Below are 21206 nucleotides of genomic sequence, written 5' to 3' on the forward strand. Positions count from 1 at the left end.
GGGCTTATTTCAATTTGAGAATTTGCGGAATGCCCACCGCCCAGCGATCAGGGTGAAGGTTGCGACCAAGGCCACCAGTATCCAGAAGCCTTCCGGGTCTTGGGACAGGGGCACCCCACCCACATTCATGCCAAAAAAACCGGCAATGATGTTGATCGGCAGCGCCAGCACCGTCACCACCGTGAGGGTAAACAATGTGCGGTTGCTCTGTTCATTGAGGTTGGCGGCAATCTCTTCCTGCAACAGTTTGATGCGTTCGCCCAGGGCGGTCAGGTCGTTGATGATCAGCGCAAACTCCTCGGTGGATTTGCGCAATTCCTTCACGTCTTCCTTTTGCAGCCATTGCGGCGGGCGATTGAGCAGGCGTAGCAGCGAGCCCGGCTCCAAAGCCAGCAGGCGTTGCAGGCGCACCAGCACGCGGCGGGCGGCGCCCAGTTCGGCACGGTTGGTGGACAGGCGCGAAGACAACAGCTGATCCTCGATTTGGTCAACGCTGATGCTGGTCTTGCGCACGATCTGCGTCAGCACTTCGCCCTGGTCGCGCAGCAGGTGCACCAACAGCTCCAAGGGGGAGCGAAAGTGTTCGCCGGCCTTCACCGACGAGCGCAATTTATCCACCGAGTGCAACGGCTGCAGGCGTGCGCTCACCAGCAAGCGGCTGCGCGCGCACACCCACAGCGTGGAAATATCCGACGACACCATGCTGCTGAAGTTGAACACCACATCGTTGACCACGGCCAATAAGGCCGAGTCCACATGCTCGATGCGCGTGGAGCGTGAGCCTTCATGCAAGGCTTCAAAAAACTCTTCTGGCAATGACAGATGCGCCTGCATCCAGCGCTCGCAGGCGGCGTGCGCCAGGTTCAGGTGCAGCCACAGGAATTCGTCCGGGTCTGGCGGTTGCTGTAAGGTGGCGAGGGCGGTGGCGGAATCAATTTGTTGGCCTTTCTCGCCGGGGCGAAAACGAAAACCGTAAAGCAGGCCAAACAGATCGGAATCTTGATGGCCGTGGTCGATGCTGTGGTTCATGGCGACTCGCAGAGAAAGGGCCTGTAGGACGTTTCACAGGTTCCTGAGCGAATCATTGCAAGGTGGTATGACGGTTATGTGACGGTTTGAGGCGCGCATAAAAAAACGCGCCACCCGAAGGTGGCGCGTTTTTTCAAGGTTCAACTCAGGTGTCTTGCTTGTTTTCCAGCACGGCACCGGTTTTGGCGTCGAGCTTCACATCCCATTTCTTGCCGGTGGTGTCGGTCAGGTCCACTTCGTAGACCAGCTTGCCAGCTTCGTGATCCAACTCGGTATCGTTGATGGTAGCGCCGGCATGTTGGGCGACGGCGGCGGCGTTGAGCTTTTCGAACGCCATCACTTCACCGGTCTTGAGCAGGCTGGGAATCTGGTCTGGACGAACATCAGCCTGGGCCAGGCCGGCGGTCAAGGTCAGGGCAGTAGCGGCGAACAGGGCGGTCAAGGTTTTCATGGTGTATGTCCTTCTTAGGTTGAGCTGTTTAAGTGGCGCCAGATTAACCAGCGCAACTTAACTCATCCTTAATGGCTCACTGACACCAACGCTTTTAGTACTTATGGTCGTTGAGCAGGTCCTGCACGCTGGACGACGGCCAGCGCTTGTAGAACTTCAACAGCTCGGCGGCGCGGTTGGTAAAGATACCATCGACGCCGGCCTTCATGACCTTCTCGAAGTCCACCGGCTCATCCACGGTATACACATGCACCAGCAGGCCCTTGTCGTGGGTCAGCTTGTTCATTTCCGGCTTCACCAGGTCGGTGTAGCTCTGGTCGCCGTGGTCGGTCAGCTCAGCCGACGGGCCGGTGCCGATGGCGCCGAGGCTTTTGGCCTCATCGACCCACTTTTCGAATTCGGCGGCGTCTTTGGGCTCTTGCTTGGCGTAGTAGGCAGCCTTGGTGGCTTCGCCAGACTCGGCGAAGGTCACTTTGGATTTGGGCTCGATGCTGCCTTCACCTACCCACAACAGCAGGATTTTCGGGGTGTTGGGCATTTCCTTCTGCAGCTCTTTAAGGCTGGCGGTTTCGAAGGTTTGCAGCACCACGCGGCCCTTGCCTTGGCCGACACCGGTGTTGCTCTTGCCCAGCTTGGAGCCGGCGGAGCTCAGCCAGCCTTTGTCGAGCAGCTTGTTTTTCAGGTCGGCTTCGATACCGGGGAACTGCTTGGGCTCCTTGGTCTCGATGTACAGGCCGGGTTTGTGCGAGGGGTTGCCTTCGGCGATCTTGATGATGTCGTCCAGGCTCAGGATTTTCAGGCCAACGAAACCGGGGCGCGCGCGGTCCGGGTAGGCGGCGTTGAACCAGCTGCCGGCGTCGAGGGTTTGCAGTTCTTTCCAGGTGAACTCGTTGGCAGGCGCGTCTTTGCGCTCGGGGAACTTGGTGGCAACGTCGGTGGTGCGCTGCAGGTTGTTGTCGTGCAGGGCGAACAGTACGCCGTCCTTACTGCGTTGCAAGTCCAGTTCCAGGTAGTCGGCACCCAGGTCGCGTGCAACCTTGTAGGCAGCGGCGGTGGATTCAGGTGCGTCGTAGGACGCGCCACGGTGAGCGATCACGGCAGGATAGGGGATGCCTTCGTTTGTCGCCAATTCGGCCGGGCTGACCGGTTCGGCAGCCTGTGCCTGGCCAAGGCCGAGCATCAACGCCAGCAGCAAGGCGCTTTTGGAAAACGTGACAGGCATATGCGAAGTCCTTTCGTGGAGGTAACTTTGAGAAGGTGTCCTTTTTAACAATTGATTGCGAACGGCGCTATCACCAAACCGACATTAACGTGCGCACCGGCCAATTTTGTCGACTTTTTTGCAGGGCGTTGCAGTATTCTTACGGGTAGCTGCCCCGTCAGAGGGCGGTAATTTCTGCCACGCGTGTAAACCATCTTTCCAGTCCCTGTGGGACTTTTCAGTGAGGTTTACCATGCGCATCACTTCCGAGCTTATCTGCCAAGCTGCCGACCAACTCCAGGGATTTGTCGGCCTCAACCGCAAGACCGGCCAGTACATCGTACGTTTCAGCGAAGACTCATTCGGCATGGACGTGGCCGATGACGGCATCATCCCCACGGCCGAGTTCGTCTGGCTGCCGGCCGCCGACCACACCATGACCCTGTGCCGAGCCCGCCTGCAGTTGTTGCTCGACCAGAATATCGACGACCGCATCAACATTACCGAGCCGCTACGCGTGTATATGCGTCGGGTAGAGATCCCGCAGATCAGCGCGTTGCGTAGTTTGGTGAGCTGAGCGTCCGCGATTGCTAACGATGACGAGCAAATGTGGGAGCTGGCTTGCCTGCGATAGTATCACTGCGGTTTCACTGCATCACCGAGGTGTCTGCATCGCAGGCAAGCCAGCTCCCACCGGGTTCGGTGATTCAAGTGGAGAAGGTGTAGGCCCGCTCTACCTTGCATACCCGTGTGTGAAACGCCGCATACCAGGTGGCCCGCCCTTGCTCGCGCACCTGCCGATGCTCGGCCTGCTGTTTCCAGGCCAGTATCGCCGCCTCACTGGCCCAGTAGGACACGGTAATCCCCAGTCCATCCTCCCGCGCCGATTCCACCCCAAGGAACCCCGGTTGTTGCCTGGCCAGTTCCAGCATGCGTGTGGCGGCCTCGCCATAACCCAGGTCGGCGCCGGTGCGCAGCGAGCTGAAAATCACCGCGTAATAAGGTGGGGCGGGTGTCTTGGCGATCATACCGATACCTCCTGGCAGGCCTTGAGCAGCGCAATCGTCAGCGGCGGCGTGATGCCCTTGAATGCGGCGCGTTCGGGCTGGAACAGGGTGGCGACGAAGAACGGGTGGTCGAGCAGTTCCACCGCGCGCAGATCGCCCGCCGAATCGTGGCCGGTGGGAATCAGGTTGGCGTCCAGCAGGGCGTCGGCAAAGGCGGGGTTGATGCCGTAGCGGCAACGGTAACCCTCGTGGATGTCCAGGCGGCCGTAGGCTTGGGCAATGCGCGTGTACGGGGCCAGGCGTACGGTGTCGCTCACCTCCACCAGGGAGCAGTTCAGCGGCGTGATGACAGCGCGTTCAGCATCCGGCATTAATTCGCCGTGCTGGGCATCGGCCCAGCCGAGCACATGGCGGGCATATTCCAGCACGGCATGTTGAAAACCGCCGCAGGTACCGAGGAAAGGGCGACCTTGTTCGCGGGCAAAACGTATCGCCCGTAAGGCGCCGTCGACATCGCGATAGGGGCTGCCGGGCACGCACCAGAAACCGTCGAAGTCGCTCAGGGCAGAAGTGGAGGTGAGGGTGTCGGTGGCCAGCCATTGCACTTGGACGTTCAGGCCCAGAACGTCGGCGGCCTGTTGCAGGGCCATGGGAATGGCCTGGTGGGCGGTCACATCGGGGGTGTAATCACCGATCAGGGCAAGGTGCAGCGCGGGGGTTGGCATCATGTACGTCCATGACTTGTGGTGGGGTGATACCCACTATAGATTGGCGCTCACGCAATCAATATTGGCGTTTGCCCATATGTTCAATGCAGTCACGCACTATCAAATCGACTACGCCGACCTGTCATTGATCCTGGCCCTGGTGCGCGGCGGTACCCTGGCGCGGGCGGCGGCGCTGCTGCGGGTCGATGTGTCCACGGTATTCCGTGCGGTGCGGCGGCTGGAGGCGGCGCTGGGCCAGACCCTGTTTGAAAAAAGCCGTGCCGGTTATTTGCCCACCAGCCTGGCGAGCAACCTGGCCCAACAGGCCGAGCGTGCCGAACAGGCGCTGGAGGCGGCGCGTATTGGCGTGGAGCAGGGCGGTGAAGTGATCAGCGGTACCGTGCGCCTGACCTGCACCGACTCGGTGTTGCAAGGCTTGCTGTTGCCGGCCCTCGCGCAGTTCATGCCGGCCTACCCGGCGTTGACCCTGGAACTGAGCACCTCCAATGACTTCGCCAACCTCAGCCGCCGCGATGCGGATATCGCCCTGCGCCTGACCAAGACGCCGCCAGCGCATCTTGTCGGACGTTGCCTGGGTGCGGTGACCTACCAGGTGTGTGCCAGTGCCGACTATGCGCGCCTGCACCCAGACCATGAGTGGGCCGACCTGGCCTGGATCGCGCCGGACGATTTTTTACCCGATCACCCCACCGTCATCTGGCGCCGTGAGCATTTGCCGGGCGTGCGTCCCCGTTATCGGTGCAACAGCATGCAGTCGGTGACCGAATTAGTGCGCGCGGGGTTGGGCGTGGCGGCGCTGCCGGAGTTTCTGATGGGCGATGGCCTGCAACCGCTGGGCCCTGCGCTGGCAGGGCACGATACGGCGCTGTGGTTGTTGACGCGGCCTGATTGCCGGGCGTTACGCTCGGTGGTAACGCTATTTGATGAACTGGGGCGGCATGTGCGCTGGCTGCGAAGTTAACCTGCAGACAGCCAGCGCCAATGGCTCAGCGATTGCCCCGCTCATTGGCAAACGCACTTACCGCTTGTACTGCTTCGCCGGTGCCTTCGCGAATCTGCAGGATCACCGTGCCGGCCTGGTTGGCCAGTTCCACACCCTGGGCGGCGCGGTCGCGGGTGGCGTCCATGCTGTCGATGGCTTGGCGGGTTTCGTCCTGGATCATGGCGATCATGCCGGAGATTTCGGCGGTGGAGCCGCTGGTGCGCGCCGCCAGCTGCCGCACTTCATCGGCCACCACGGCAAAGCCACGGCCCTGCTCGCCGGCGCGGGCGGCTTCAATGGCGGCGTTGAGGGCCAGCAGGTTGGTCTGGTCAGCAATGCCGCGAATGGTATTGACGATGGCGGTGATCTGTTGCGAGCGTTCGCCGAGTTTGGCGATCAGTTGCGAAGAGGTGTCGATATCCACGGCAATTTCGCGCATGCCGCTGGCGGTTTTCTGAATCACCTCGGCGCCTTTTTCCGCCATCTCCTGGGTGTTCAACGACAGGTGGTAAGCCTGGGCGGCGCTCTGTGCGTCAGCGGCATGCTGTAGCACGCGGGCGGTGACATCCGAGGCGAACTTCACCACTTTGCACAGGCGCCCGCTGGCGTCGTACACCGGATTGTAGTTGGCTTCCAGCCACACGACCTGGCCGTGTTTGTCCACCCGCTCGAACTGGCCATTGAACAGTTCGCCCTGGTTCAAGCGCTTCCAGAACTCGCTGTAGGCCGCACTGTTGGCCAGCTCGGGCGTGCAAAACAGGCGGTGATGCTTGCCCTGAATCTGCGCCAGGCTGTAGCCCATGCGCTGCAGGAAATTGCCGTTGGCGGTGATGATGGTGCCGTCGAGGTTGAACTCAATCATCGCCATGGCGCGGTCGATGGCTTCGAGCTTGGCGTTGGCTTCGCTTTCGGCTTGCAGGCGCGGGGTGACGTCCATGGCGTATTTCACCACTTTGATCACATTCCCCGCCTCATCCCGTACCGGGTTATAGCTGGCTTCCAGCCACACCGAGGCGCCGTTGGCGCCTACGCGTTCAAAGGTGCCCGACTGGAATTGGCCGTTTCGCAGGTGCGTCCACAGCTGGTTGTAGTCCGCGCTGCGGGCGAACGCCGGGGTACAGAACATCCGATGGGGCTGGCCCAGGATCTGTTCGGCGCGGTAGCCCATGGTCTTGATGAAGTTGTCATTGGCGCGCAGCACGGTGCCTTGCAGGTCGAATTCGATCACGGCCATGGAGCGTTCGATGGCGTCCAGCAGGCTGGTCTGTTGGGCTAGGCTGTGTTGCAGGGTACTGATGGTTTTCTTGTGAGCGTTGAATAGCATGATGGAGGGCTCGGGCATGCAAGCGTATGCGGGGTCCTTATATTTGCGCCTGACCCCGTAGGGCCCCTGGCCTTACGGTTGACTTGCTCATTGCCAGCTTCCTGATGCTGACAGAGGGGGGTAGAACAACGGTGTCAGAGTGATCAACCGACCTGGAAGTTCGCCCGTCAGGCAGGACTATTTTGACCAGGCGACCAATGGCGGCATTATGCTATTGCGGCAGGTCGACGAATGAAGTTTCAGACGAGGTGTCATCAGACAACTCAGGCCTGATGTGCGACCACGCAACGGGTGGAATACGCCAAAAACGCTCTGCAATAACGCGTCTTAGTGTGAGGGCGGAGTGCTGACTTCGTAGCCGGCCAGGAACAGGTCGATGGCTGATTCGATAACGCCTGCCTGGGCGGCAGGGTCGAGGGTGGGCTGGCCGAGGGTAATCTGCGGCCAGAATGCAAAGGCCTTGAGCAGGCTTTGGATCTGGTGGGCGGCGAACGCCGGGTCGGTGCAGGTGAGGCGTCCGTCTTCCTGGGCGGCGCGCACCCATTGGGTAAAGCCTTCTTCTCGTGCGCTGAGGCGGTTGACCATATCTTGAGCGCGTTCCGGCGAATGAATGGTGGCAGCAATGGCTACGCGTGCCAGGTCGAGGAAGTTGGCGTCCGACATCATCTGCATTTTCGCTTCCAGCAACGTGCGCAGTTGGTCGCGCAGCGGGCGGTCGCTGGTATAGATCACGTCCAGCTGGGCAACGCTGCTGGCCCATAGTTGGTGGAGGATCTCGGCGAACAGTTCTTCCTTGCTGGGGAAATGGTTGTACACAGTGCGCTTGGAAACGCCAGCAGTGGCGGCGATTTTGTCCATGCTGGTGACCTCGAAGCCGTTCTCGCGAAATTCGGCAATCGCCGCAGCCACGATGGCTTCGCGTTTACGCTCGGTGAGGCGTTTGGGGGCAGTCATGGAAGGCATTCGACTCAACAATGAAATTACACCGGGCAGTTTACTTGCTCCGGATTTTGTTGCAATCTAGAAACTACACTGTGCAGTGTAATACTTGAGCGGACCGCCGGAGTCACATCGTCATGGCCACTATTTCAACCCGTCTCGACCCGGCGCCCTCGGCGCCCAAGCCTGCCGAGCAGGGCCTGGGGCACTTCAGCAACGACACTCCGGTGCAGCACGGTGGCTTGGGCAAGACCCTGCGCATTTTCTGGAACATGCTATTCAACAAGCCGCGCACGACACGGCCGGTGGGGCAGATTCCGGTACAGCCACTGACCCGCGAGCAGTTATTGGCCGCCCCTGACCACAGCGTGTATCGCCTCGGCCATTCAACCGTGCTGCTGAAACTGCGTGGTAAATTCTGGGTCACCGACCCGGTGTTTGCCGAACGCGCCTCGCCGTTCAGTTGGGCCGGCCCCAAGCGTTTTCATCAGCCGCCTATCAGTCTTGATGAGCTGCCAGCGCTGGAAGCGGTGATCCTTTCCCACAATCATTACGACCATCTCGACCGTAAAGCGGTGGTCCAATTGGCCGAAAAGACCCGCCACTTCCTGGCGCCCCTGGGCGTGGGTGACACGCTGGTCAAATGGGGCGTAGACGCCAGCAAAGTGCGCCAGCTGGAGTGGTGGCAGGGCATCGAAGTCGATGGCGTTCGTTTTGTCTGCACGCCAGCTCAGCACTTTTCAGGGCGCGGCCTGTTTGATGGCAACCAGACCCTGTGGTGCTCATGGGTAATGATCGACGCTACGCGACGTATATTTTTCAGTGGCGATACTGGCTATTTCGACGGTTTCAAACGCATCGGCGAGCAGTACGGGCCGTTCGACCTGACCCTGATGGAAACCGGCGCTTACAATGTCGATTGGCCCCATGTGCACATGCAGCCGGAGCAAACGCTGCAGGCGCATATCGATCTGAAAGGGCGCTGGCTTCTGCCGATTCACAACGGCACCTTCGATCTGGCCTTCCACGCCTGGCATGAGCCCTTCGACCGCATCATGGCCCTGGCCTGGGAGCGCAATATCTCGATCACCACTCCGGCGATGGGTCAGGCTTTTCGCTTGAACCAGCCTGAGCGCGGGCAAGCCTGGTGGCTGGAAGTGGAGCCTCAACCGGTCAACGAACACGCAGCAAGCTGAGCCGATGGCCCGCTTGGAAAAGAGTTTTTCAGCGAATTTCTGCTCTGCGACAAAGGTCAAATGAGAGTGCGATGATCCCGCGGGAATTTTATTTCCGGGAGGATGTTTCGATGGACAGCCACTGTAAGAAGCTTTGGAAAATAGGGGTGCCTTGTGCCCCAGCCCAACCGCTACCCCCGCCAATGAACGCCGCCGACGTACCTGCTTCACCCCCCCATGCTGCACCCACCTCTATTGTCTTTGGCACCGAACAGGCTGCGGGCGCCATGCTCATCCCAGGGTATAACGCCCTGGCGCCCCATCTACGGCCGGTGCGTGACCCCGCGCTATCACTTGTCGCCCTCAGCGGCGAGGATCCTACCGAACCGGTGATGGTAGAGGTACCGCTCGTGTTGAATAACACCACGTTCACCGCCACGCGGGCGTTGACGGGCTATCGGGTCGGGTATGTCGAGCGCTATGTGCAGGGCAATCACGTTGAACGGGTCGAACACAGTGAGGCCTTGCACCGAGTCTTCGACACCCTGCGCAGGGCCGGTGTCCAATGGGTAGCGGTGGACATGCAGCGCAGCGGCGACAATCAGCAGGCCTGTCGTGAAATCGATGAGCGGGTGGCAGGCCTTCGCCTGGATGCCTTGGTGTCGGAGGACCCCGAAGCCGCCTTTCATAACGCCTCGAGAAGCGGATACCCCACGGTGTGTGAAACCCTGGAGGATGGCTCCAGAGTCTGGTTTTACGGTGCACGCTGGGCAGGTGATCGTTTGGCGGCACTGGTACGCGCTTACCGCCAGCTACGGCCATAGACGTTATTGAAGACTACGTCGGGCTGGGAAGAGTAGGACGCAGCAGCAGGATTCGCCCGAAATAGTGATGGGGTGTCGGCTCTTAGACTGGTGCGGTGTTATCGACCGATAACGCTCACATCCAGTTAGACAGAGGGGAATTTCATGATCGGACCAGTTTCGGTAAGTGGATGGGCGACAGGCCTGCTTCAGGAACTTGCAAACCCTGTGCAAGGTTTCAAGAGTGCCTGCCAGATGTCATTGGAGATGGGCCAAGGTGGCGGCGTTACCTCAGAGTCACTGTTGAGGGACTCGCTCAAGCAGATTGCCAATATTGATCGTGGGCTACAGGGCGGCAATGCGTTTTTGGAAACCAACCCGGATGCTATGAGGGAGGCGAAGGCCCGCGACCAGGAACGTGCCAATGGCCGCGTACTCAAGCACTTGCATGGCGTGCCGATAGCGCTGAAGGATGTCTTCGAAACCAACGACCGCATGCAGACCAGTGCAGGTTCGAAGGCCTTGGTGGGCGCGCCGGCCACTAAAACCGCCAAGGTTGTCGACAATTTGTTGAAGCACGGGGTGGTGATTGTGGGGAAAACCAATATGAGTGAGCTGTCCAACTTTCGGTCACTATTACCTGTGGATGGCTGGAGCTCCCGAGGTGGCCAGACGCTGAACCCTCATCGACTCGGAGGGCCGGTGGCTGGGTCGAGTTCAGGTTCGGCAGTGGCGGTCGCCCAAGGGCATGTGCCTGTGGCACTGGGGTTGGAAACCAACGGATCGATCATCAGCCCCGCCGCCTACAACGGTGTGTTTGGCCTGAAAACAACGACGGGCCTGGTCAGTACCGAAGGCGTCATGACCAGCACTCGCATGGACGCGGTGGGGACTTTTACCCGCAATATCTGTGATGCGGCCGAAGCGCTTAACGCAATGACCGAGACCACTGCCTACACCAAGGGCCTGCAGTCCGACGCCTTGAAGGACAAGCGAATTGGCTATACCCCTTTACCCGAGTTGTCCGCTGAGGAGGCCAAGGACCCGGCCAAGCGAGCAGACCGCAAGCATTATGAGGCGGCGCTCGACGTGATGAAGGCCCAAGGGGCGATTCTGGTGCCGATGGCGCGGTTGGATGCTGGCGTCCCCGAACAAACCTATGTCGATTATAACAACGCGCTTTTCTCGGAGGTCAAGCAAGCGCTGGAAGGCTACCTGGCTGGGCGAGAAGGTTTGCCGGTCAAATCACTCTCTGAGCTGATTGCTTTTATCAACCGCACCCAGAAACCTGGTGAGCCTGACCAGAAACTGCTGGAAATGATCAATGGGGTGCAGACCAACCAGGAAGATCGCGATGCGCTGTGGAAAGCCATTCTTCCTATATTTCAGAACACCATTGATGACCCCATGAAGGAGCACAAGCTCGACGCCATGGTGTCGAACTTCCAGTCCCACAATTATTTTTTCAGCGCTGCGGCCGGGTACCCAGGCATATCCGTTCCGTCAGGCATGGATGAAGATGGCATGCCCACGGCACTTTACGTGTATGGCTCCGCCAACAGTGAAGCGACCTTGCTGTCAGTCGCCTATGGTTATGAACAAGCCTCACAGGCCATTCAAAAACCGGCTTTTCTCCCAGGTGCTCCCTTCACACCGACACCTGCCAGTACAGAGGACGTGGTTGAGACTACTGACACTTGAGTTTGAATCAGCCTCTGCAGACGGCTGCCTCGCAGAGGTTGTGCCAGGGTTCAATCGACCGCCAAGGGTGCATTTGAAACTATTGAAGCGCCCGGAGAAACACCTGGGCTCTACGCACCATTGGGTTGAGGCGTTTGTGAGTCAATGGTTGCGGTGGTTGAACCCATCAACCGGGAAATGAGGCCTTGCGCAGAAGGTTGCGCTGCGGCGGTATCAAACCGCCGCGCACTCATCCCCCACCCCGGCGCGAACCCCGGGAAAAATACCAGCCCTTCGGCCTCCAGGCGAAACGCCAGGATCAAACGAGTTTCATCGTCCACGTCGCCGTGGCCTTCCAGTTTCTCAATTGCTTGCACCGCCACGCCAGCCTGGCGAGCCAGCTCTTCGCGGCTCCAGCCCAGCATCACGCGCGCCTGCGCGCAGTGTTTGGTGGTGAATTGATGCAAGACGATCTGTTGTTCTACGAAAGAACTCATTGCCAGAGAGGACATGGGGTTTCTCCAGGTTCGACAGGGGAGGCGCAACTATACTGTGTTTTTGTACAGTTGTTTCTACCGCTCATCCATTGGCGTTGCAACCCCTTATGATTCCAGCCCCGGCGCCTCGCGAATAATCAGGTGATCCAGGTTTTCGATCCTGGCGCTGAATACCCCGAACGTCTGCTCGGGTTTTTTCTGGCTGGGCACCTGCACAAGCTGCGGCGTGACCCCGTAGAAAAAGCAATACAGCGGCCGTTCGCTGCTGGCCGCCGCCTTGATCTGTTCCAGGAATGCCGTGCGCTTGCGGTAGTTTTCGATAAGCTTTTTGCTCAGGTAGACATTTACCGAATAGGGCTTCTTGTCGAGCCACACCTTCTTTTCGAAGTCGATGCGAAAGCTGCTGGTGTAGTCCTTGATGGTCTTGATCTTGCCCCAGTAAATCAAACCCTGGTTGTCTTGCAGGTATTCGATCTTCTTGAAGAATGCCCAGTAGGTCGCCGTGTGCTCACCGATCTTCAAGGGCATGGCCTTGAGCTTGTCCTTGTCATCGATGTTGGACACGTAGCACTCCACCGGGTGTGCGAATACGCTGGTTTTGTCCGGGATCGAGTCATTGCTGCCAGAAGAGGTGGTAGCGCGGTTTGCGGGCACTTTCGTCGGCTCCTGCAGGACGCTCCCAGCGGTGCCGACTACCGGCGTTCTAAGCTCGTACAGTCGCCGCGTCAGCACAAATTCCGATGGGAAATTTTCCTCACGCTCGTCGTCATTTTCACCCGTCGCAGGTTTATGGCTGCCGGCATAGCGGCAGCCGTCGATATGCCGCGTGCCGGGTTTGTTCTTGAAGTGCGGCGTGCGCTGGTAGTTGACGTTCTTGGCGTTGAAGGTACTCAACGCATTGGCGCTATCGAACGCCGCACGGCAGGCGTCGTTGGGGCACAGGAAGCTGTCTTTGTCGGAATCGAAGGCGGTAGTTTCATCGAAATTCAGATCTCGCACGTCGTAGATTGACAGCTTGTCGTCGAGACTCAGGCTGTAGGCCGTGTCGAATTTCATGGGGCTCGGGTCCGTCAGAGGTTTGGCTATTAATAGCCGGATCTTGCGTAAATATCAGCAAGAACCTGCCACGCGTCGCCCGCTCAAGAAACACAGGGTGCCACCCATGGCCGTGAGTGCGGCCAGGGCAAAGAACATGCTGGTGGGCGCCGCATTGATCAGCAGATAGCCACAAATCACCGGGCTCATGGCCCCGCCAAACGCGGCCAGGTTCTGTGCGCCGTAATAACTGCCGCGTAGTGCATCCGGCGCGATGGTGTCGATAAACAGAAACTCCGAGGGGTAGATGATCATCTCGCCCAGGGTGAACACGAACATTGCCAGGCACCAGGTCAGCAGACTGTGCGCCTGGCTGAAGCCGACCAACCCGGCAATAAACAGCAGGGTGCCCAGCACGATCCAATGGCGCAGTTGCTCGCGCTTGAGAAATCGGCCGATTTGGTACTGCATCAAAATCACGGTGATGGCGTTGCAGGCGAGCACCGCAGACAGAATTTTCAGTGCCTGGTCGGGTGTGTAGGCCACCAGCAAAAACTGCGACAGATAAAGGGTGTAGCGCCCATGGACGATGGTGCTCAACAGGCTGCCGCTGGTGAAGAGGATCAGCGTGCGGTCGCTGCGCAAGATGCGCAGGGTGCTGAGGAAACTCTGAGGCTTATGACTGTCGTCGCGCTGGGTCGGCGCAATGCCGATCATCAGGAACAAGCTGCCAAAGGCAATGGCGCTGGCGATCAAAAACGGTGCCCACGGCAATTGGCCGGCAATCACTACGCCCAACATCGGGCCCGTGGCATAGCCGACATTGGTCAGGGTGTAGCGCAGGGAAAACACCTTGGCGCGCTCACCCACCGGCAGGTTTTCGCTGATGATCGCCTTGGAGCCGATCAGGAACAGCGCCGACGCGGCTTCAGTCACAACAAGGGTCAGCGTGGTGAGGTAGAGGTTGCTGGCAAAGGTCAGCAACAAAAAACCGATGGAGCTGGAGAGCATGGCCAGGATCAACAGCTTGCGCTTTTCCAGACGGTCGATGATGTAGCCGCCGTACAAACCCAGGAGCGTGGCGATGAACACGGCGACCCCCATCAGCAGGCCGATGTCCTGCTGGTTGAGGCCCAGGCGTGTGCTCAGCCAGAGGGCCAGCAACGGGCTGGTCATGGCACGGCTGACCACGATGGTCACCGAGCAGATCATCAGGCGACGGATTACCAGGGAGTAGGTGGCCACGGTGGGGTGGGCTCCTTGTGATTCTTACCTACACGACTCAGATCACCAGCGAACGCAGATTGAGTGTGGGAGCTGGCTTGCCTGCGATAGCGGAGTAACAGCCAACATTGTTTTAGCTGACCCACCGTTATCGCAGGCAAGCCAGCTCCCACATTCGATGGCGTTATTGGCCAGAGTTGATGGTGATTTTTTTTACCGCACCTTGTTCCAGATCCCACTTTTTCAAGATCTTGCCGTAAGTCCCGTCATCAATCATGCCCTGCAATGCCTCACTGATCGCCGTGACCAACTCGGTATTGCTCTTCTCAATCCCAAGCCCGGTGAATTGCTTGGAAATCGCCAGGCCCACCGGCTTGTACTTGCCTTTGTCCAGCGACATCAAATAAGGAATGGTCTCGCTGCCCTGCATCGCCGCATCCAGGCGGTTCTGCTGCAACTGCGCCCGGGCATCTGCCGAGCCTTCGGTGCCGATCACCACGATTGCCGGCTTACCCGCCGCTTCGCAGTTTGCCTTGCTCCAGGCGGTAATTTCAGACGGCCAGGTGGTGCGGCGGCTGGTGCCGACTTTTTTACCGCACAGGTCGGTCAATTCCTTGATCTCTTCGCGCTTGGCCAAAGTGTAGAGCTGCGGGCCGCTGGTGAAGTAGTCGATGAAGGTCACGGCTTTCTGGCGCTCGGCGGTATCGGTCATGCCCGACAGCACGATGTCCACGCGCTTGGTGGTCAGGCCGCTGAGCATCTGTTCGAAGCCGGTTTCCTGCCATTTGATCTTCACGCCCAGTCGCTCGGCCAGGGCGTTGCCCAGGTCGAAATCGAAACCGGTGAGTTTGTTGGTGGCCGGGTCCTTGAAGTCCATCGGCGGGTAGTTCGGCACGATGGCCGCGCTGATCTCACCCTTGTCCTTGATGGCTTGCGGCAAGGCCGCGAATACACACGAGGAGGCCATCAGGCCTGCAAGCAAGGTAGGGATAAATATCTTCTTCATAGGGGCGTTCTCGTTAGTTTTTTAGTTAAGTGCGAACGGCAGAAATAAAGCTTTGGGTACGCGGGTTTTGTGGGCTTATTAGAATGTCTTCCGGGCTGCCGGCTTCCACAATCTGGCCGGCGTCCATAAACACCATGCGGTTGGACACTTCGCGAGCGAAGCCCAATTCATGGGTGACCACGATCATGGTCATGCCGGTGGTGGCCAAATCGCGCATCACCGACAGCACTTCGCCTACCAGCTCCGGGTCGAGGGCTGAGGTGGGTTCGTCAAACAGCATCAACTTGGGGCGCATCGCCAAGGCCCGGGCAATTGCCACACGCTGTTGCTGGCCGCCGGACAACTCCACCGGGTAGGCATTGCGCTTATCCGCCAGGCCAACGCGGGCCAGCAGTTCCAGCGCATCTTCGATGGCTTCCTTGGGCGAGCGCTTGAGCACCTGGCACGGGCCTTCGATGATGTTTTGCAACACAGTCATGTGCGGGAACAAATTGAACCGCTGGAACACCATGCCGGTGGCCAGGCGCTGGCGGGCGATCTGCGCTTCGTTCATCTCGTGCAGCTTGTTTCCGACCACTCGATAACCAACCAATTCGCCATCGACCCACAGGCCGCCCTTGTCGATCTTTTCCAGCTGATTGACGCAACGCAGCAGGGTACTTTTGCCCGAGCCGGACGGGCCGATGATGCACATCACCTCGCCTTGCTCGACCTCTATATTGATGTCACGCAGGGCGTGATACTGGTCGTAATACTTGTTCAGGTTGACAGCCTTGACGATGCTTCTCATGGGGCAAATCTCCTCAACCCAGGCTTACGAACGCTTGCCGGCGCCGCGGGCAAAACGACGCTCGAGGCGGCTTTGACCGAATGAAAGAACAGTCACCACCGCCAGGTACCAGATGCCCGCCACAATCAGCAGCTCCATCACCCGGGCGTTGGCGTAGTAGATGTTTTGCGCGTTGTGCAACAGCTCCGAGTACTGGATGACACTGGCCAGGCTGGTCATTTTCACCATGCTGATGAACTCGTTGCCTACGGGCGGGATGATCACGCGCATCGCCTGCGGCAGAATGATCCTGCGCAGCGCCTGCAGGCTCGGCATGCCGATGGACTTGGCCGCCTCGTATTGGCCGGTGTCCACCGACAGCAAGCCGGCACGCACCACTTCAGCGGTATAGGCGCCCTGGTTGATGCTCAAGCCGAGCAGGGCGGCCACGAAGGGCGTCATCAGGTCGACGGTGTCGATGCTGAACAGGCCCGGAATCGCGATCACCGGGAAGATCAACGCCAGGTTGAACCATAACAGCAGCTGCAAAATCAGCGGTGTACCGCGAAACAACCAGGTGTAGGTGATGGCCACGTAACGCAGGATCGGGTTGGCCGACATGCGCATGATCGCCGTGATCACTCCGATCACTACGCCCAATGCCATCGCCAGGATCGACATGACGATGGTGTTCACCAGGCCCCAGAGGATGGCTTGCGACGTAAGGAACTGGCCAATGTAGGACCATTCGATCTGGCCATTGGCAAACGCGCGCAACAGCGCCGCCAACACAATCACGATCAGGGTGGCAAAAAACATCCGCCCGTAATAGCGCCGCGGCACGTGCTCGTACTGGGTGATATCGAACTGGTTTTCGGACAACTTGCGCTCGGCTTCCAAGCGCTCGGCCGGGGTTTGGTTCATGCTGCTACTCCAAAATTTATTCTTGATGCGTGATCGTTCCCACGCTCCGCGTGGGAACGCCGCCTCGGACGCTCCGCGTCCCGCCGTTGGCGCGTAACGTGACGACGCGGAGCGTCACGGGATGCATTCCCACGCAGTGCGTGGGAACGATCGTCACCGGCTTAAATCCGAAATCCTTGATAACTTTCAGTCCACTTTTGCTGAGCCGCCAACGCCATCTTCAACCGTCCAATCTGCTCCTTCACCCGCTCCGGCGCCGTCCCACCCCACCCACTACGCGCCGCAATCGCCGCCTCCAGGGTCAGGCAGTCGCGCACGTCCGGGGTGAGTCGCCCATCCACCTCGGCCAACATCGCCGGTGAGGCTTGCCACAACTCAATCTCATGCTGCTCACAGGCCTGCACCAGCGCGCCGGTAATCTCATGGGCCTCCTTGAACGGCACACCACGGGTGGCCAACCAATCCGCCACCTCAGTCGCCAAGGTAAAGCCCATTGGTGCCTGGCGCCGCAACTCCTCTACCTGCACCTTCATGGTCGCCACCATCCCGGCCATCGCCGGCAACACCAGCAGCAAGGTGTCCACGCTATCCAACACGCTGTGCTTGTCTTCACTCAAGTCACGGTTGTAGGACAGCGGCAACGACTTGAGCGTCGACATCAGCCCGGTCAGGTTGCCGATCAAACGCCCGGCCTTGCCCCGCGCCAATTCGGCAATGTCCGGGTTCTTTTTCTGCGGCATGATCGAACTGCCGGTGGCGTAGGCATCGTCTAGCACTACCCAGCGAAACTGGCGCGACGACCACAGGCAAAACTCCTCCGACAGCCGCGAAATATTCACCCCGAGCATGCCGGCCACAAACAGGAACTCCGCCACATGGTCACGGCTGGCGACAGCGTCGATGGAGTTTTCGCATGGCCCGGTGTAGCCCATTTCCCTGGCCGAGTGCTCTGGCTGACGCGCTATCGCGGAACCCGCCATCGCTGCCGCGCCCAACGGCGACAGGGCCGTACGCGCATCCCAATCCACCAGGCGCTGCACATCGCGCAGCATCGACTGCGCGTGGGCCAGCAAGTGATGGGCAAACACAATGGGTTGCGCCTGCTGCAAATGGGTGAAGCCCGGGCAGATGCTCTGCACATGTTGCTCGGCCTGTTCAACCAACGCCTGCTGCAGGCCCAACACCTCAGTGGCGATGGTGCGTGCATGGTCACGCAGAAACAGGCGCAGATCATTGGCCGTCTGGTCATTGCGCGAGCGTCCGGCACGCAACTTGCCGCCCAGGGCACCGAGGCGCTCGGTCAATACGCGTTCGATAAAGGTGTGCACGTCCTCGTCATCCAGGGTGGGATGCAGGCGACCGGCGGCGAAATCCTCACCGATACGGTCCAGGGCTTCGAGGGTGCGCAGGGTTTCCGACTCATCCAGCAAACCGGCGCGCTGCAACTCACGGGCATGGGCGCGGGAGCCGGCCAGGTCGTAGGGCGTCAGGCGAAAATAGCGCTCAGGGCAACGCGACAACGCGGCCAACGCCGCAGACGGACCGGTCTTGAAACGAGCGCCCCAAAGGCGGTCGGTGGGCTGGGACATGGGTATTCCTCACGCTTGTTTTTAGAAGAGTCGGAGGCAGTTTCAACAGACGTTTATCGGTGTAGAACCGGCATCTGACGCGCCGTATTCAAGGTTGCCAAGGGCGGATGTTTATGTTCATTATCGCCGCCTGGCTATGTTCAAGGATTGGGTTCAAGCCTGTTGAATATGGCACTCGAGGTCAACGCGCATTATGGAAACCCCACTTTCCACTTCTGGAAACCTGCCGCCAAAACCCGGCACACGAGCACCGCTGCAACTGAGTGGGCTGGACTTCAAATTGCTGCGGGTATTTATGGCCGTGGTCGAAGCCGGCGGCTTCAGTGCTGCGCAAAACGAGCTGAACGTGGGCCTGGCGGCCATCAGCAAACAGATCTCCGACCTGGAGATTCGCATCGGCATGCGCCTGTGCACACGGGGCCGCGAAGGGTTCGGGCTGACCGAAGAAGGCAAGTTGGTGTATCAAGCATCCATCGAGTTATTTACCTCAGTGGACAGTTTTCGCGACAAGCTTAGTTCGGCGCAAAACGAACTGATCGGCGACCTGAGTGTGGGCGTTATTGATAACACCGTCTCTGATGTCAATTCCCCGCTGATTACCGCTCTGGGCAACTTACATCGCCAATCGCCAAAAATAAGATTGCGCCTACACGCCTCTCAATTGGACGAAGTTGAACGCGGAGTAGTGGAAGGGCGCCTGGTCGCCGGCATCGTCCCGGTGTACCAACGCCGTGAAGAATTCGACTACTTCCCGCTCTACGAAGAAAAGGCCCACGCCTACTGCGCCGTAGGGCATCCCTTGTTCACTGCGAGCGACATCACCCCCGATGCGCTTCGCCAATACGAAGTGGTGAACCATCGGTATGCGATCCATCGCGACAAGGCCAACTTCGTCGGCCACGACAGCCAGTCCGCCTCGGCTTCACAAGTGGAAGCCGTCGCCATCCTGATCCTCACCGGCCGCTTCCTGGGCTTTCTGCCAGAACACTACGCCACGCCACTGGTGAGGGAAGGGCGCCTGCGCGCACTGTGCCCACAGCAGGTTCATTTAAGCACCGCGTTCAACCTGATCCTGCGCCACAACGCGCCACGGAGCCCGATGGTCAAAGCCTTCGCCACAGCCTTGAGCGTGGACCTCAAAGCTACGACATAGCTCTCCCGAGCTACGCAGATCAAATGTGGGAGCTGTCGAGCCCGAGCGAGGCTGCGATGGGATCGCCTCGGTCTCCCCGCCAACCTCACCCCCGCATCACCGCTGCAACCGAGCTCGCTTTTTCTTCTTCGCATGAAAATGCCGAAAATGCGCATCCTGCGCCGCAGCCAGCAACTCTCGATCCCCGCGCGTATCGCCCCAGGCCCTGAGCCGATACTCCCCCAGGTCGCCATACACCGCCTCAAGCCGCAGCACCTTATTCTCACAACGGCAATTATTCCCAGTGAGCTTGCCGGTCAGCACCCCATCCACCACCTCAAGCTCAGTGCCGATCAAGCGGATGCCAAGCCGGTCGGCAAACGGCTGCAACACCAACGCCGGCGACGCCGAACACAGCGTCACCACCGCCCCGGACTTCACCTCATCCGCCACCGACTGCAAACCGCTCGGGCGCATCAGCTTGCTCCAGCGCGCCTGGCAATATTCCTGCGCTTGCTGCTCAACCCAAGCCTTCTCCACCCCGGTCATAAAGGTGCGAATCAACTGCGCCTTCAGCTCATCCCGGCTGATCTGCCGCACCAAAAACCGCAGCCCCGGCACCGCCAGCTTGACCATCCGGCCATAAAACTCACCGGGGCCAAAGGCAAACTTGAGGAAGGGCACGAAACTGTCGTGGTGGGTGAGGGTGCCGTCGAAGTCAAAGACGGAAAGTACTTTGGCGTCTGCGGGGCCGGCTTCGAGCATGTCTGGGTTCACGGGTTGGCCTCGGTCCTATCTAATAGTTTTTAAGCATGCATCAGCTGTGACAGCAGGAGTCTACTCCCGTGCCAATCTTCCGATCTTGGCGTAAATCTCTTCGGTAAAACCGGTGACAACGCTGATGGCAATTGGGGCACAAGGCTACAGCATTGGGGGGGCGATCCGAACCCTTCCGGGCCAGGTGTTTGAGGTGATGTACTTCAAGAAATAGCAAATTCCTTTTTTACCGACGAAAAAAAAGCCCTGAACATGCCAGGGCTTCCTTTAGTGCTTAGTCCGGATCAATCCCAGCTCAGCGCGCCGCCGGTCTGATACTCGATCACACGGGTCTCGAAGAAGTTCTTCTCTTTCTTCAAGTCCATGATCTCGCTCATCCACGGGAACGGGTTAGTCGTGCCTGGGTACTCTTCCTTCAAGCCGATCTGCGACAGGCGACGGTTAGCGATGAACTTGAGGTAATCCTCCATCATCGCCGCATTCATGCCCAACACCCCACGAGGCATGGTATCCCGCGCATATTCGATCTCCAGCTGCGTACCTTGCAGGATCATCTGGGTCGCTTCTTCTTTCATCTCGGCATCCCACAAGTGCGGGTTTTCGATTTTGATCTGGTTGATCACGTCGATACCGAAGTTCAGGTGCATCGACTCATCGCGCAGGATGTACTGGAACTGCTCGGCCACGCCGGTCATTTTGTTGCGGCGGCCCATGGACAGGATCTGGGTGAAGCCGCAGTAGAAGAAGATGCCTTCCAGCACGCAGTAGTAGGCGACCAGGTTGCGCAGCAGTTCTTTGTCGGTGTCGACGGTGCCGGTTTCGAACTTCGGATCGGAGATCGAGCGGGTGTACTTCAGGCCCCAGGCGGCCTTTTTGGCGACCGATGGAATCTCGTGGTACATGTTGAAGATCTCGCCTTCATCCATGGCCAGCG

The 21206-nt window shown here is 59.3% G+C and carries 22 protein-coding genes and 1 pseudogene; 6 read left to right on the forward strand and 17 right to left on the reverse strand.

Annotation, left to right across the window (positions count from 1 at the left end; all coding sequences use genetic code 11):
* Positions 1-9: 9 nt before the first annotated feature.
* From BT204_RS23895 to BT204_RS23905, 3 genes are all read right to left on the reverse strand, one after another.
* A complete protein-coding gene (locus BT204_RS23895) occupies positions 10-1029 on the reverse strand; it encodes a transporter (RefSeq protein WP_034128490.1) in 1020 nt (339 codons plus the stop codon).
* A gap of 145 nt (positions 1030-1174) precedes the next feature.
* Positions 1175-1480, reverse strand: coding sequence for a PepSY domain-containing protein (locus BT204_RS23900; RefSeq protein ID WP_034128489.1), 306 nt, complete (start codon positions 1478-1480; stop codon positions 1175-1177).
* 94 nt (positions 1481-1574) lie between these two features.
* Positions 1575-2702, reverse strand: a complete 1128-nt coding sequence (locus BT204_RS23905; protein WP_034128488.1) for a glycerophosphodiester phosphodiesterase — start codon at positions 2700-2702, stop codon at positions 1575-1577.
* Between the two features lie 232 nt (positions 2703-2934).
* On the opposite strand from BT204_RS23905, the gene BT204_RS23910 reads away from it, so the two are divergent.
* A complete protein-coding gene (locus tag BT204_RS23910) occupies positions 2935-3258 on the forward strand; it encodes a DUF2025 family protein (protein ID WP_032895610.1) in 324 nt (107 codons plus the stop codon).
* A 130-nt stretch (positions 3259-3388) separates the two neighbouring features.
* On the opposite strand, the gene BT204_RS23915 is transcribed toward BT204_RS23910, so the two are convergent.
* Positions 3389-3709 (reverse strand): antibiotic biosynthesis monooxygenase family protein, encoded by a 321-nt coding sequence (locus tag BT204_RS23915; RefSeq protein WP_034128487.1) that lies wholly within the window; start codon positions 3707-3709, stop codon positions 3389-3391.
* A complete protein-coding gene (locus BT204_RS23920) occupies positions 3706-4413 on the reverse strand; it encodes a CTP synthase C-terminal region-related (seleno)protein (protein ID WP_072448475.1) in 708 nt (235 codons plus the stop codon). Before BT204_RS23920 ends, BT204_RS23915 begins: the two co-directional genes overlap by 4 nt.
* Positions 4414-4492: 79 nt before the next feature.
* Between BT204_RS23920 and BT204_RS23925 the strand changes: the two genes are divergently transcribed.
* A complete protein-coding gene (locus BT204_RS23925) occupies positions 4493-5377 on the forward strand; it encodes a LysR family transcriptional regulator (protein ID WP_054896730.1) in 885 nt (294 codons plus the stop codon).
* 25 nt (positions 5378-5402) lie between these two features.
* On the opposite strand, the gene BT204_RS23930 is transcribed toward BT204_RS23925, so the two are convergent.
* Positions 5403-6722 (reverse strand): methyl-accepting chemotaxis protein, encoded by a 1320-nt coding sequence (locus BT204_RS23930; RefSeq protein WP_034128572.1) that lies wholly within the window; start codon positions 6720-6722, stop codon positions 5403-5405.
* A 327-nt stretch (positions 6723-7049) separates the two neighbouring features.
* Positions 7050-7676, reverse strand: coding sequence for a TetR/AcrR family transcriptional regulator (locus BT204_RS23935; protein WP_072448476.1), 627 nt, complete (start codon positions 7674-7676; stop codon positions 7050-7052).
* 122 nt (positions 7677-7798) lie between these two features.
* Here BT204_RS23935 and BT204_RS23940 point away from each other — a divergent pair, with 122 nt between their 5' ends.
* The 3 genes from BT204_RS23940 (at position 7799) to BT204_RS23950 (ending at position 11340) form a co-directional block, all read left to right on the forward strand.
* A complete protein-coding gene (locus tag BT204_RS23940) occupies positions 7799-8857 on the forward strand; it encodes an MBL fold metallo-hydrolase (protein ID WP_072448477.1) in 1059 nt (352 codons plus the stop codon).
* 266 nt (positions 8858-9123) lie between these two features.
* On the forward strand, positions 9124-9660 hold the full coding sequence (locus BT204_RS23945; RefSeq protein WP_229999914.1) for a hypothetical protein: 537 nt from the start codon (positions 9124-9126) through the stop codon (positions 9658-9660).
* Positions 9661-9804: 144 nt separating this feature from the next.
* A complete protein-coding gene (locus BT204_RS23950) occupies positions 9805-11340 on the forward strand; it encodes an amidase family protein (RefSeq protein WP_229999917.1) in 1536 nt (511 codons plus the stop codon).
* A gap of 110 nt (positions 11341-11450) precedes the next feature.
* On the opposite strand, the gene BT204_RS23955 is transcribed toward BT204_RS23950, so the two are convergent.
* From BT204_RS23955 to argH, 7 genes are all read right to left on the reverse strand, one after another.
* Positions 11451-11831 carry a helix-turn-helix domain-containing protein gene (locus BT204_RS23955; RefSeq protein WP_054896732.1) on the reverse strand — a complete coding sequence of 127 codons (381 nt, stop codon included), beginning with the start codon at positions 11829-11831 and terminating at the stop codon, positions 11451-11453.
* A gap of 90 nt (positions 11832-11921) precedes the next feature.
* Positions 11922-12872: a hypothetical protein gene (locus BT204_RS23960; protein WP_054896733.1), complete on the reverse strand. Its 951-nt coding sequence runs from the start codon at positions 12870-12872 to the stop codon at positions 11922-11924.
* Positions 12873-12926: 54 nt separating this feature from the next.
* The gene (locus tag BT204_RS23965; protein ID WP_054896734.1) at positions 12927-14096 is read right to left on the reverse strand and encodes an MFS transporter; all 1170 of its coding nucleotides are present in this window, start codon (positions 14094-14096) and stop codon (positions 12927-12929) included.
* A 163-nt stretch (positions 14097-14259) separates the two neighbouring features.
* Entirely contained in the window at positions 14260-15081 is an 822-nt protein-coding gene (locus tag BT204_RS23970) for an ABC transporter substrate-binding protein (protein ID WP_054918280.1), read from the reverse strand.
* A gap of 25 nt (positions 15082-15106) precedes the next feature.
* A complete protein-coding gene (locus BT204_RS23975) occupies positions 15107-15871 on the reverse strand; it encodes an amino acid ABC transporter ATP-binding protein (RefSeq protein WP_003193648.1) in 765 nt (254 codons plus the stop codon).
* A 24-nt stretch (positions 15872-15895) separates the two neighbouring features.
* Positions 15896-16774 (reverse strand): amino acid ABC transporter permease, encoded by an 879-nt coding sequence (locus BT204_RS23980; RefSeq protein WP_019819278.1) that lies wholly within the window; start codon positions 16772-16774, stop codon positions 15896-15898.
* 161 nt (positions 16775-16935) lie between these two features.
* Positions 16936-18363, reverse strand: a complete 1428-nt coding sequence (gene argH, locus BT204_RS23985; RefSeq protein WP_072448478.1) for an argininosuccinate lyase — start codon at positions 18361-18363, stop codon at positions 16936-16938.
* A gap of 193 nt (positions 18364-18556) precedes the next feature.
* Between argH and BT204_RS23990 the strand changes: the two genes are divergently transcribed.
* On the forward strand, positions 18557-19516 hold the full coding sequence (locus BT204_RS23990; RefSeq protein ID WP_072448479.1) for a LysR family transcriptional regulator: 960 nt from the start codon (positions 18557-18559) through the stop codon (positions 19514-19516).
* A 96-nt stretch (positions 19517-19612) separates the two neighbouring features.
* Here the strand turns inward: BT204_RS23990 and BT204_RS23995 are convergent, their stop codons facing one another.
* The 3 genes and pseudogenes from BT204_RS23995 to BT204_RS24005 form a co-directional block, all read right to left on the reverse strand.
* Positions 19613-20260, reverse strand: a complete 648-nt coding sequence (locus BT204_RS23995; protein WP_054918285.1) for an HAD-IB family hydrolase — start codon at positions 20258-20260, stop codon at positions 19613-19615.
* Positions 20261-20332: 72 nt separating this feature from the next.
* Positions 20333-20483: pseudogene (locus BT204_RS24000) on the reverse strand (HNH endonuclease); the annotation flags it as partial.
* A gap of 73 nt (positions 20484-20556) precedes the next feature.
* A partial coding sequence (locus tag BT204_RS24005) for a ribonucleotide-diphosphate reductase subunit beta (RefSeq protein ID WP_139271538.1) occupies positions 20557-21206 on the reverse strand: 650 nt, incomplete at its 5' end.

Origin of the sequence: Pseudomonas sp. NFPP02, assembly GCF_900119355.1 — a bacterium.
GTDB classification, from domain to species: domain Bacteria; phylum Pseudomonadota; class Gammaproteobacteria; order Pseudomonadales; family Pseudomonadaceae; genus Aquipseudomonas; species Aquipseudomonas paracarnis.